At 25.7% G+C, this 13,247-nt stretch carries 14 protein-coding genes; 4 read left to right on the top strand and 10 right to left on the bottom strand.

What is annotated here, in order from left to right; all coding sequences use genetic code 11:
• The first annotated feature begins 5 nt into the window (after positions 1-5).
• Positions 6-242 carry an RNA chaperone Hfq gene (gene hfq, locus TY07_RS09545; protein WP_042398720.1) on the top strand — a complete coding sequence of 79 codons (237 nt, stop codon included), beginning with the start codon at positions 6-8 and terminating at the stop codon, positions 240-242.
• A 141-nt stretch (positions 243-383) separates the two neighbouring features.
• Positions 384-1,637: a methionine gamma-lyase family protein gene (locus tag TY07_RS09540; protein ID WP_423752212.1), complete on the top strand. Its 1,254-nt coding sequence runs from the start codon at positions 384-386 to the stop codon at positions 1,635-1,637.
• Between the two features lie 38 nt (positions 1,638-1,675).
• On the opposite strand, the gene TY07_RS09535 is transcribed toward TY07_RS09540, so the two are convergent.
• A complete protein-coding gene (locus TY07_RS09535) occupies positions 1,676-2,797 on the bottom strand; it encodes a DUF3267 domain-containing protein (protein ID WP_042398714.1) in 1,122 nt (373 codons plus the stop codon).
• Between the two features lie 65 nt (positions 2,798-2,862).
• On the bottom strand, positions 2,863-3,471 hold the full coding sequence (lexA, locus tag TY07_RS09530; RefSeq protein WP_221697556.1) for a transcriptional repressor LexA: 609 nt from the start codon (positions 3,469-3,471) through the stop codon (positions 2,863-2,865).
• A 139-nt stretch (positions 3,472-3,610) separates the two neighbouring features.
• On the opposite strand from lexA, the gene TY07_RS09525 reads away from it, so the two are divergent.
• Positions 3,611-4,009 (top strand): hypothetical protein, encoded by a 399-nt coding sequence (locus tag TY07_RS09525; RefSeq protein ID WP_042398708.1) that lies wholly within the window; start codon positions 3,611-3,613, stop codon positions 4,007-4,009.
• A gap of 116 nt (positions 4,010-4,125) precedes the next feature.
• On the opposite strand, the gene TY07_RS09520 is transcribed toward TY07_RS09525, so the two are convergent.
• The 6 genes from TY07_RS09520 to purB all read right to left on the bottom strand — a co-directional run bounded on the left by TY07_RS09520 (position 4,126) and on the right by purB (position 12,097).
• Positions 4,126-5,223 (bottom strand): tyrosine recombinase XerC, encoded by a 1,098-nt coding sequence (locus TY07_RS09520; RefSeq protein WP_078061328.1) that lies wholly within the window; start codon positions 5,221-5,223, stop codon positions 4,126-4,128.
• 410 nt (positions 5,224-5,633) lie between these two features.
• Positions 5,634-5,822 (bottom strand): hypothetical protein, encoded by a 189-nt coding sequence (locus TY07_RS09515; protein ID WP_042398705.1) that lies wholly within the window; start codon positions 5,820-5,822, stop codon positions 5,634-5,636.
• A 116-nt stretch (positions 5,823-5,938) separates the two neighbouring features.
• Positions 5,939-6,547, bottom strand: coding sequence for an acetate uptake transporter (locus TY07_RS09510; RefSeq protein WP_042398701.1), 609 nt, complete (start codon positions 6,545-6,547; stop codon positions 5,939-5,941).
• Between the two features lie 85 nt (positions 6,548-6,632).
• Positions 6,633-8,561, bottom strand: a complete 1,929-nt coding sequence (locus TY07_RS09505) for an ABC transporter ATP-binding protein (RefSeq protein ID WP_042398699.1) — start codon at positions 8,559-8,561, stop codon at positions 6,633-6,635.
• Positions 8,562-8,661: 100 nt separating this feature from the next.
• The gene (locus TY07_RS09500) at positions 8,662-10,506 is read right to left on the bottom strand and encodes a hypothetical protein (RefSeq protein WP_042398696.1); all 1,845 of its coding nucleotides are present in this window, start codon (positions 10,504-10,506) and stop codon (positions 8,662-8,664) included.
• A 160-nt stretch (positions 10,507-10,666) separates the two neighbouring features.
• Entirely contained in the window at positions 10,667-12,097 is a 1,431-nt protein-coding gene (gene purB, locus TY07_RS09495) for an adenylosuccinate lyase (protein ID WP_042398693.1), read from the bottom strand.
• A gap of 135 nt (positions 12,098-12,232) precedes the next feature.
• Here purB and TY07_RS09490 point away from each other — a divergent pair, with 135 nt between their 5' ends.
• Entirely contained in the window at positions 12,233-12,457 is a 225-nt protein-coding gene (locus TY07_RS09490; RefSeq protein WP_042398690.1) for a DUF378 domain-containing protein, read from the top strand.
• 53 nt (positions 12,458-12,510) lie between these two features.
• Here the strand turns inward: TY07_RS09490 and TY07_RS09485 are convergent, their stop codons facing one another.
• Both TY07_RS09485 and TY07_RS09480 read right to left on the bottom strand, forming a co-directional pair.
• Positions 12,511-12,771 (bottom strand): HPr family phosphocarrier protein, encoded by a 261-nt coding sequence (locus tag TY07_RS09485; protein ID WP_042398687.1) that lies wholly within the window; start codon positions 12,769-12,771, stop codon positions 12,511-12,513.
• 108 nt (positions 12,772-12,879) lie between these two features.
• Entirely contained in the window at positions 12,880-13,140 is a 261-nt protein-coding gene (locus tag TY07_RS09480) for a stage V sporulation protein S (protein ID WP_042398685.1), read from the bottom strand.
• Positions 13,141-13,247: the final 107 nt, after the last annotated feature.

The following is a 13,247-nucleotide window of genomic DNA, read 5'->3' as shown; positions in this document are numbered from 1 at the left end:
TTATATTGAATAAACAAAGCAATAATATTCAAGATATCTTTCTAAATAATGCTAGAAAAAGCAAAACAGCTGTATCTATTTATTTAGTAAATGGATTTCAATTAAGGGGTATCGTTAAAGGATTCGATAGTTTCACTGTAATTTTAGATAGTGAAGGTAAACAAATGCTTATATATAAACATTCAATTACTACTATTACACCAGCAAAACCATTACCTTTTTCTGATAATGAAAACATATAGGAGCTGCAAATTGCAGTTCCTTTTTCTTTAATTTTTAATTTATTTTTGTAAAAACTTTATATTTTGTTTTATATTATATATAATAGTTATGAAATATTATAAAATGGAGGAACTTTAATGTTAAGAGAAACAGAAAAGTTAATGATGGAAGCATACAACATTAAGCCAAGTGTATTTGAAGTATACAAACAAGCTTTAAATGATGTAGAAGAACAATTTAAAATTTATGATGAAATAAGAGAGTATAACCAACTTAAGGTTCTTAATGCATTTCAAGAAGAAAGAATAAGTGATATGCATTTTACAAATTCATCTGGTTATGGTTATGATGATATTGGTAGAGATACTTTAGATAAAGTTTATGCAAGAATTTTCAATGCTGAAAGTGCTTTAGTTAGACCACATTTCGTAAATGGTACTCATGCTATAGGATGTGCCTTAATGGGTAACTTAAGAACTAATGATACTATGGTTTGTATCACAGGAGCACCATATGATACTTTACATAACATTATAGGTATTAGCGGTAAAGAAAATATAGGCTCATTAAAAGAATATGGAGTAAATTATAAGCAAGTTGATTTAAAAGATGGTAAATTCGATACTGAAGCTATTATAAAGGTTCTTAAGGAAGACCCATCAATTAAATTAGTACATATTCAAAGAAGTACAGGATATGGTTGGAGAAAATCATTCTTAGTATCTGAAATTGGTGAAATAATATCAGTAATAAAAGAAATAAGAAGTGATGTTTGTGTATTTGTAGATAACTGCTATGGTGAATTAATTGATACTATAGAACCTACAGATGTTGGTGCTGATTTAATTGCAGGTTCACTTATTAAAAATCTTGGTGGTGGTATAGCACCAACAGGTGGATATATAGCTGGTAAAAAGAAATACGTTGAACAAGCTGCATACAGATTAACAACTCCAGGTATAGGAGGGGAGTGTGGCTCTACATTCGGCGTTATGAGACAATTTTACCAAGGACTATTCTTAGCCCCTCATATAGTAATGGAAGCTCTTAAAGGGGCTGTATTCTGCGCTAGAATAATGGAGATAGCAGGATTTGAAGTATTACCTAAATATAATGATAAAAGAAGTGATATAATTCAAGCTATAAAATTTAATGATAGAGAAAAATTAATTCAATTCTGTAAGGGAATTCAAAAAGGTTCACCTATTGATTCTTATGTTGAATGTGAACCATGGGCAATGCCAGGATATAACGATGAAGTAATTATGGCTGCTGGAGCATTCATTCAAGGATCTTCAATTGAATTATCAGCTGATGCACCTATAAGAGAGCCTTATATAGCTTACCTTCAAGGTGGATTAACATTTGATCATGCTAAAATTGGTATATTAATTTCTTTAAATAGCATACTATAATTAAAAAAGCGAAGAATTTCTTCGCTTTTTTAATATTATTATTTATCATTAATAATGCTTTGTTCAATTACACTAATTAATTCACTAGCTTTATTATTTATAAAAGAATCCTCTGTCACAGATACCTCATTTTTAGCATCATTATTTTGATCTTCTTTATTACTTTCTTGAGGGCTTAATTGATCTATCTCACTAATTAACTTATTTACCATAATACTATTAAAATCATTTCTATCATCTTGTTTTAAATTATCTATATCTTCATATACATTATTATTATCATTTACATCATCAATCTCTTCAATAATTATTTTAATACCAGCATCTTTAATGCTATCTTCATAAACTTTACTTTCTTCTTCATTTTCTATAATAGAATCATCTTCTTTATTTTCTTCTAACTTTTCTTCATTAAAATCAATAGCAGTAGTTTTATTTTCATTGTTCTCTGCTTCAATATAAGTTGGTAGGAGAGAAGTATCCTCTAACTTTATATCATCCTTAGAAGTATACACATTAAATAACTCATCATTTTCTAGAGAAGAAGTATTATTATTTAATAAGTAATCATAATTATTAGGAATCACATATAAAGTTTTTTTGCCTTCATCATTTTTCTTAGAAAAGAATAATAATATAATATTTAATAAATCCTCAGATGATAATATTGCATTTGCAAATGATAATGAATATAAGTATATATCAAATCCTATGTTATTAATTAATACTATAGGCAATATGGAAAATAGTAAAAATGGGGTAATTAAGCTTAAAATCATAAGCCATGTATTTGTATTTTCTTCAAGCTCTGTTGTTACAATTCTTTTTTTGTTAAAAAATACTAATTTATTTTTTTTATTTGTAAATGCCTTAGAATAGAAGAGTGTATGAATAAATTCATGAGGTATTTGAATTAAATAAAAGTTAAGTGCATAGAATAAAACAAAATTTATTACAGTAACTTTTATATCATTAATTGTATTAGAATTTAATGCCAACATATAACCTAATTCATAACCATATAAAATAACAAATAAAATCCTAATAATTATTCTTCTATTTAAATATTTATCTCTATCATAATCCTTTATTGGGCAAATAATATTTTCACTATCAAAATCCTCCTTTTTCTTTATAAATCTCCCTAAAACAATTTGCATAAGAACCACACACCTTTAAAATATAATAAAAAAGAATCATACAATAGTGTATGATTCCTTAATTATTAATATGTCCTAAACAAACCAACTAATTTACCTAAAATGACGCAATCTTCAACTATAATTGGATCCATTTTATCATTTTCAGGTTGTAATCTTATATAATTATTTTCTTTATAGAATGTTTTTAAAGTAGCTTCATTTTCAATTAAAGCAACTATAATTTCACCATTTCTTGCAGTCTGACATTTTTCAATTATTGCTAAATCACCATCGAAAATACCAGCATTAATCATACTTTCTCCACTTACATTTAACATAAATAATTCTTTATTATGCTTAATATAATCAAGCGGAACAGGGAATATTCCTTCAACATTTTCATTAGCTAGTATAGGCATACCAGCTGTAACTTTCCCTATGATGGGAATGTTAACCATTTCCTTTCTTGATGAATGATCTATAATCTCAAGAGCTCTTGGTTTAGTAGGATCTCTCTTTATTAATCCTTTTGACTCTAAACGTTTAAGATGACCATGAACAGACGAAGTCGATCTTAATCCAACAGCTTCACAGATTTCTCTTACTGAAGGAGGGTATCCTTTGTTATCAGTGAAAGTTTTTAAAAACTCATAAATTTCACTTTGTTTATCACTTACTTCTCGCATTTTCAACACCTCGCTTTTGTTATCATTATATCATAAGAATAGCACTATATCAAACCTATGTTCTTCTATTTGTAAAATATTTTAGTTGAAATATTTTTAATAAACTGGTAAAATAACAAGGTTAAAATAAACAGGTGGTGATTTAATGACTTATAAATATACTGAAGATGATTATTGTGATCTTTTTTCAAAAAAAATATGTGATAATTGCGGTAAATGTTTAGAAGAAGATGGGATAGATATAAGAGCCATAAATATTGATGATATAGCTAAGACTGTAGAAGAGAATTCATTTATAGAAGAAGAACTTAAAAATGCATTAGAAGCCTTAAAGGAAGAAGAGAAGGATTCTGAAGAAAATATAAATGAAGAAATAACATTAGAGAACTATAATGATATTCTAGATAAAATGGATTTAGAAGATGATTATGTAGATGCGTTTGATAATATTGTATACTTCGATGAACTAGGTGTTGATAATGATACTGAGTTAGATGAGTTAACAGAAGAAATATATCCTGGAATAAGAAAAATGAAAAAATAGAAATTATTAAAAATGAAAGAAACTTATTTATTTTTTGAGTTTCTTTCATTTTTTTTATATTTAATTATTAATTTAATAACAAAATGCCATTTTCACGAGCAATGAACATATGTTCTTTATTTACTTTTTATACTTGCTAATGGATTAGATTTAGCAGCTTCTCTTAAAATTTCTTCATCTACATGAGTATAAATTTGGGTTGTTGATATATTTTCATGTCCTAATATACTTTGAAGGCTTCTAATATCAACATTACCATGCTTGTACATAAGTGTAGCAGCTGTATGACGAAGCTTGTGAGGAGTATATTTTTCATTAGTTAATCCTGCATTCTTAACATGTTTTTTAACAAGCAATTCTACAGTTCTTTTATTTATTGGAGTACCTCTAGATGATAAGAATAAAAATTTTTTATTTTCATCTGTAGCCTTATTATCATTACGTTTTGCAAGATAATCTTCAATTGAACTTATACATGCTTCATTTAAGTAAACAGTACGTTCCTTATTACCTTTACCTATAATAGTTAATGTATCGCCTTTTATCTTATCTATTTTTATAGAGCATAATTCAGATAATCTCATGCCACAATTTAAGAATAAAGTTAAAATACAATAATCTCTTAAGTAATTACAATTCTTTTCATCTAAAGAGGAGAGTAGAGATACACTTTCTTCTAGTGTTAAATAAATTGGATGTCGTTTATTTATTTTCGGTGACTCTAACTCAGATGCTGGATTATAAGTGATTATTTTTGCTTTTCCATGCAAATAATTAAAATACGATTTAATTGTGGCAACTTTTCTAGCTCTTGCATAAGTTCCATTATTTCTTTGCTTTTCTACAAATGATAAAAAGGCATATAAATCACTTAAATCTATACTTTTTAAAAAAGTTTCATCTAAATCATTTATAGGTATTTCTTCAAATTCTATATCATCTGGTATGTAATAACCTTTATATACTTTTAAATACTTAAAAAATAAACTTAAATCAATTTTATAAGCTTCAATTGTATTATAGGATTTTCCTTTAATAGTTTCTAAATAACTTAAAAAATCAGCTAATACTTTAGGCAATTTATTATTATTTTGAACTTCAATACCAAATCTATTTTTTTGTTCTAAATTATTATAAGTATCTTTTTTTACAATTTCGTTTAGATCAAAGTTATTTTGTTTATTAGTTTTAGTATTTTTATCATTTTCATCCATGTAAAATCCTCCTTAAACTAGATTTAATTCTGATTTCATTATATCATAGCTATTTTGTGCTAACAATGACATTTATTTCGCTAAATGGTTATTTAGCGAAATAAATTTTCGAGTTATTTTTGTATTTTTAGCATATATTTTTTCATTTTATACTATTTTTAGATATTTTAATGTAAATTTTATTATTTATTTAAATTTTTTCTTATAAATAAACTTTTTTTAAAGTTACTATCTTTTTTATTAAATTTTAAATTTCAACTATGATATTCTTTTAATAAATTTACATTTATTTTATAAGTTAAATTTTTATTTTTATATAATTCGCTTTTATTTAAATTAAATTATATTCTAGCAAATAAATTTTATTAATTTAATTTTAAATAAAAAAATAAACGCATTATCTAATACGTTTATTTTTCAACTTCAATAATTTTTGTTATTAAATCAGCTTTTAATAATTCTGATTTTGAAAATCCTTTTCTGAAATATCTTATTTGTTTATACATTTCTCCATTCATTTCAAAATCCAAAACATCGATTCTGTCACCAGAATAAATAATCGGATCTTTTTGACCTTTAACTGTAACTTTAATCTTCATAATTAACTCCTTATTTATTCATTTGTTTAATTATATTTTAAGTATACAACATACATTTATTTTTATAAAGAAAAAAGGAAAAGTTTATAAAACTTTTCCTTTTAATATTAAGTGTATTATTTAAATATTCCAAAAGGCTTACCAACTGGTAAAAATACCTTTCCAAAGTGCTTATTTAATACAGCTGCACCACATCCGTAGAATGACATAATAGCTATTAATAATTCTGACCAAGCAGCTAATCCATGTGAAAGTTCTGGCATTATTCCAAATGAATTTAATGATAATCCTAAGAATAAGAAATCAATTAAAACAAATATTGTGAATAATACTTTGTGAGTTTCCATTGCTCCAATTGTCATGAATATTGTAAATATTAAATATCCTAAAAATGCAAATCCTAATTGTTTAGTATCTGCTGTTGCAGCTAACTTTTCACCAAATACTCCATTTTGGATTAACCAAGTGAATCCCATTGCATACCAGAAGAATGCATATGCTCCAAATGCTGTTGCTCCAAATGTGTTATCATGTTTAAAATCATTAATACATGCAAATAATTGTGCTGTTGCTCCTAGGAATATTGCCCATGGGAATACTAATGCTACCCCTGAAGTTATTCCTAATTTTTGTGATGAAGCTACTAAAGTAATTATTGCTAGTCCAAATAATCCTAATGCTGATGGATCAGCAGTTACAATTTTTATCTTTTGCGTGTTTTCCATAATTTCCTCCTAAAAAATATAACTTTTATTACGACCTTATCAAGATTATCAGAAACTTAAATTCTTGTCAATAAGTTATATTCTTTTATTGCTTTTTACTATTATATTCCTCTATTTTTTTTGCTATATCTTCTAAATATTCTTGACGTTCATACTTTTCTAATAATTCCTCTTCAAGCTTAGTTTTTTCTTGATCTAATTCATTTAATAAACCATAACTACTTGAATTTTTTATCATTTCCTCTTCTATTTCTGCAATTTTATTTTCTATAGCTTCAATATCAGTGTATATAGTTTCAAATTCCTTTTGTTCTTTAAAAGTAAACTTTGGTCTTTCGTCTTTATTTTTCACGTAAGTTTTTTTCTTACTTATTTCAGCTTTATTATTTTGCTCCGCTTCTTTTTCTTTTAAAAATTTAATTTCCTTATTAATTAAATAATCACTATAGTTTCCATTATATATGTTAATTAATCCTCTACCCTCAAATGAAAATATCTTATTACAAATTCTATCTAAGAAATATCTATCATGGGAAACAACAATTACAACACCTATAAACTCATCAATAAAATCTTCAAGTATTTTTAATGTTTCTATATCAAGATCATTAGTTGGCTCATCTAAAATTAATACATTTGGAGCTTCCATAAGCACCCTTAGTAAATGAAGTCTTCTTCTCTCTCCTCCTGAAAGCTTTTCTATCATTGTATATTGCATTGTACCATCAAATAAGAAACGTTCTGCAAGCTGAGAGGCGCTTATTTTAGTTCCATCTTCTGTAGGAATCCACTCTCCTCCTTCTTTAACATAATCAATAGCTTTCATAGATAAATCCATATGTGAATCATCTTGAGAAAATGTAGATATCTTTACAGTTTCACCAATTTCTATATTCCCCTCATCTGGAGTAATAGAGTTTCTAATTATATTAAGTAGTGTTGTTTTCCCTACTCCATTTTCTCCAATAATTCCAATTCTATCTTCTTTTAATACTGTATAATTAAAATTATCTATAAGATTTTTAGTTCCATATCCCTTGCTTATATTTTTCAATTCTATAATTTTTTTACCTAATCTAGTTCCAATGAAAGACATTTCTAAATTAGCCTTTGGAGCTATATATTCCTCATTAATTAAATCATCAAATCTTTGAAGCCTTGCCTTTTGTTTTGTTGTTCTAGCTTTAGCCCCTCTTCTTACCCATTTCAACTCTTTTAATATTAACTTTTGCCTTTTCTCTTCACTAGCTGCTTCTAATTCTATTCTTTCAGCTTTCTTTTCAAGGAATGCACTATAATTACCTATGTAAGTATATATATTTCCTCTATCTAATTCTAAAATTTTATTAGATACTCTATCTAGGAAATATCTATCATGAGTAATCATTAATAATGCACCTTTTCTATTATTTAAATATTCTTCTAGCCATTCTATAGATCCTGAATCTAAATGGTTAGTAGGCTCATCTAGTACAAGTAACTCACATGGTTTTATTAATGCTGATGCTAAAAATACCCTCTTCTTTTGTCCACCAGATAAAGTACCCATTTTCATAGTATAATCATTTATTCCAAGCTTAGTTAATATAACTTTAACTTCACTTTCTAAATTCCATAAATTTAAGGAATCAATTTTTTCTTGAGTTTTTATAAGCCTATTGTTAATATCTTCATTAAATTCTTCATTTTTAGTTTTATCTAGTAAATTTTCATATTCCATCAACAATTTCATTTCAGGGGTATCACTATTAAATACTTGTTCTAAAACTGTTGCATTAGCATCAAACTCTGAGTTTTGTGAAAGGTACTCTACTCTTACTCCCTTACCTTTTGTAATACTTCCATCAAAGAACTCATCTCTTCCTGTTATTATTTTTAATAATGTAGACTTTCCACTACCATTTAATCCAATAAGCCCTATTTTATCACCATCATTAATTCCAAATGAAACATCATTTAATAAAACTTTTTCACTATATGTCTTTTTTATATTTTCAACTGTTATTAAATTCATCGTCTTCTCCTTTGATTAGTAATTTATTCACTAATTTTATCACATTTATATAAATTAATGCAAAAAAATTAGGCATACTAAATTTATGCCTAATATATCCTTACCTATTTAATAGAAAATGTAATCTTTGTACTTCTTCATTTTTATTTAGCCACCAATTCCTATACCATATATATATCAATTCTCCTCTTTTATCTATAATATCTAATAATCTTATTAAGATATTAACATTAAATTCTTCTTTATTATTTATAAATATTGTTTTAATTTCATCTTTACCCTTGCATCCAGATACATATAAAAGTGATTTATCCTTTTCATCTTCATATATGTGATAACCTAAATTAGAAAGCAAGTTAGTTATCCCCTTATCTAATCTCTCATTAGTTGAAATTTCACTTTTATATTCCTTAATATCATCACTAATTAAGAAATCTTCACTTTTTATAATAACTTGAAAACTATTATTTATGATTTCTTTGTTAGCATCGTACTCCTCTTTACTAATAATTAAAAATGGATATAAATTAGATAAAAGCTTATAATTTTTTTCTTCATATTTATTATCAATTACTTCTATAAAATCTAATTTGTTAATATCAATTTTGTTTTCTTTAAGATAATCATTTGTATTTTTATAACTATATTCCTTTAATACTTGTGGAATAATATCGTCATATGCTTTTAAAGCTAAATGTAGATTCCTTATTCTTTCATCTACATATTCATACTCAATTATTTCTTCCTCATATTTAAGCTCATCCTCTTCAATTTCTTCATATAAATAATAACTTGGTATGAATCTAATTATTTTCTCTAAATCATTCTTATTATCAATCTTATCATAACAATAATCTAATATATTTCTTTGAATATCACTTAAAGATTTAACTTTATTTTCTAAACTTAAAAATTCTTCATATGTAGTTAATGTTTCTTTTAAATTTAGTATACATTCATATAAATTATCTTCATTCGATACATTATCATCAATTTCATCTAATACCTTTTCTTTAAAAACCTTAGTTAAAAATTTGAATGAACTTGAAAATAACTTTAAATTATCAATATTCTCCATATATTGATTATAAATCTCTTTTTCTCTTTTATAATAAGCATCCTGAACTTGTTTATTTTTATTAGTTATTTTCTTATAATTAAATATTTGAGAGAATTTATACCACTTTATATCTACGATTTCCCCTAACAATTTTTTATTATGTTTGTAATTAATTTTTTTGACTTCTTCTAGCAACTGTTCAGGAGTATAATTTTTATAATAAATTTCTTCATTTTCAAAATCACTCGTGTATTCATTATTATAGATAGGAGGCATAAATGCAAAACTATTATTCAAAATGCCACTTAATTTTGTTATTATTTTTTTTATATCACTTACATCTATATTATCTTTTATAATTTCAAACTTTTTATTTCCTTTAAACTTTAAATACTTTATATATATATTAATATAATTTCCTGCAATAATTTTATCGATCTCTTCTACAACTGTTTCTTCTTCATTTCCAATTACTTCTTTACATTTACTTAAAATCGAAAAAAACCTAAAAGATTCATCTTTAAAATCTAAACTTTTCTTAGTTATTGAATATAAATCATTTAATGACCTTCCTAAATTATCTTTTTCTATGAATGTCAGAAATGTATTTATAATATTTCTTTTATTATTATTTATCTCTCTATTAAGTACTATAAGCTTCTTTGACTTAATTGAATCTAAATTGTAACATGAATTCAAATCTTTATATTTCTTTTCAACTCCTTCTACAGTAGCATTGTTTAATATATATTCTTGTAAATAATTTATAACATAATCACTTTTTTCATTATTTCTAATTATAGCAATTCTATTCCCTTGTATATAGTTTTTAATTAAGTTATCAAAAGTTGAGTTTTTCAATAAATATTCATAAATCTCTTTCATTATTTAGTGTAATCCCCTTATTGTATTATTTACTATAACATATGATTACTAAATAAATTACATTACAATATTAGTTAGATTACACTATAAATAAGCTATATTTAATAAAAAATCTACTTTAAGTTAATTTCAATTAACTTAAAGTAGATTAATATTTTAACTAAACAGTAATTTCACTTTTTATTTCTAATGCATCCTTATTTTCATCTATAATAGGTGAAACATATTCAGCAATAAATTCAACAACTTGACTTGGAGCTCTACCTACAAATTTTTGTGGATCGATTATTGCTAAAATTTCTTCTCTTGATAATCTAAAGTAATCATCTGCCATGATTCTTTCAATTAAATCATTATTTAACCCTTCACCCTTAACTCTTTGAGCTGCTGCCATTGAATGTTCTCTAATTCTTTCATGTAACTCTTGTCTATCGCAACCCTTTTTAACTGATTCCATCATTATATTTTCTGTTGCCATAAATGGTAATTCTTCATTAACATGTTTAGCTATTACTTTATCATAAACAACCATATTTTCAGCAATATTAATATAAAGATTTAAAACACCATCTAAAGCTAAGAAAGCTTCTGCTACTGATATTCTCTTATTAGCTGAATCATCTAATGTTCTTTCAAACCATTGCGTAGAAGCTGTTATTGCAGGATTTAAAGCATTAACTACAACTGTTCTTGCTAAAGCACCCATTCTTTCACTTCTCATTGGATTTCTCTTATATGCCATAGCTGAAGATCCAATTTGATGTTTTTCAAATGGTTCTTCTACTTCTTTCATACTTTGTAATAATCTTAAATCATTACTAAACTTATATGCACTTTGTGCTACTTCTGATAAAGTATTTAAAACTATAGAATCAATTTTTCTAGGATATGTTTGTCCTGTTACTCCATAACTCTTTTCAAATCCCATTTTTTCAGCTACATATGTATCTAATGCTTTAACTTTACTTTCATCACCTTCAAATAAATTCATAAAGCTTGCTTGAGTTCCAGTTGTACCTTTAACCCCTCTTAGTTTCAATTTACTTAATAGAAAATCTATATTTTCTATATCTAAAACTAAATCTTGCATCCATAATGTAGCTCTCTTGCCAACTGTAGTCAATTGAGCAGGTTGAAAATGTGTAAATCCTAATGTAGGCATATCCTTATATTTCATTGCAAAATTTGATAAATGATTTAAAACTGTAACTATCTTTTTCTTAGTTAATAATAATGCATCTCTCATTATTATTATATCAGTATTATCCCCAACATAGCAGCTAGTAGCACCTAAGTGTATGATTCCTTTTGCATGAGGACATTGTAATCCATATGCATATACATGACTCATAACATCATGTCTTACTTCTTTTTCTCTTTTTCTTGCCTCATCGTAATTTATATTATCTATATTAGCTTTTAACTCATTAATTTGCTCTTCTGTTATATTTATTCCTAATTCTCTTTCCCCTTCAGCTAAAGCAACCCATAACTTTCTCCAAGTTGTAAATTTCATATCATCAGAAAATATATAACTCATTTCCTTTGATGCATATCTAGAGTTTAATGGCGAATTGTATAAGTTTGTCATTTGAACACCTCCGAATAATTTATGCTTTTAACATAATATAATTCGTATTATATCATATTTTTATTTTTTTTGTTAGTAATAATAAAAAAAAATTTTCATATTATTTATTATAATACATATTACGGAGGAATTATTATGTGTAAATTAAGTACCTTTGATAAGTTTTCAGCCATTGTAGTTTTACTAGGATCATTAACATGGGGGATAATAGGAATATTTAATATTAATATTCTATCAGTATTATGTGGTGGTTCACCTACTATTTTAAGAATGATATATATTTTAATATTAATATGTGCTATTGATTTAATATCTTTAATATTTAGATGTAATATTATAACATTTAATACAGATAAGTAAACTAGTAAAACATACAATAAAATAAAAAAAAGTGCTTACGCACTTTTTTTATTTTAGTCTTCTAAAGTTTCGATTAATTTAGCGATTTCTTCTGCTGCTAAAGTTTCATCATCACCGCTAGCTGTAACTGTGATGTTAGCTCCTTTAGTAACTCCTAAAGATAAAACACCAATTAAGCTTTTAACGTTAGCTTTCTTTCCGTTAAATTCAATGCTTACATCAGATTTGAAAGATGAAGCTTTCTTAACTAATAAAGTCGCTGGTCTTGCATGTAAACCAGTTCCATTGTTTACTATTACTTCTTTAGATACCATTAAAACACACCTCTTTACGTATAATATATTATATATCTAACGATTACATTATATACTGTCCTTAAAATAATTTCAATACTAAAATGTCTTTTAATATAAACTTATTTTTTATCTAGGTTGTACAATTAATTTTATAGCTGTTCTTTCTTCACCATCAATTTCTATGTCAGTAAAGGCAGGTATACATACTATGTCTCTTCCACTTGGAGCAACAAAGCCCCTTGCAATTGCTATAGCCTTTACTGCTTGATTTATTGCACCTGCACCTACAGCTTGTATTTCTACAATATTTTTCTCCTTAATAATTGCTGCTAGAGCACCTGCCACTGAATTTGGATTAGATTTTGTTGATACTTTTAATACTTCCATTTGTATTTCTACCTCCTGATTTAAAATCGTTTACATATGATTGTTTATAAATTCTTATAATTACTTATATGATTATATATTCTACAAAAGACTGAAATCTCCTTTTA

The sequence above is a fragment of the Clostridium saudiense genome, assembly GCF_000577815.1.
GTDB classification, from domain to species: Bacteria; Bacillota; Clostridia; order Clostridiales; family Clostridiaceae; genus Clostridium; species Clostridium saudiense.
This window is presented reverse-complemented; position numbering and strand designations above follow the sequence as displayed.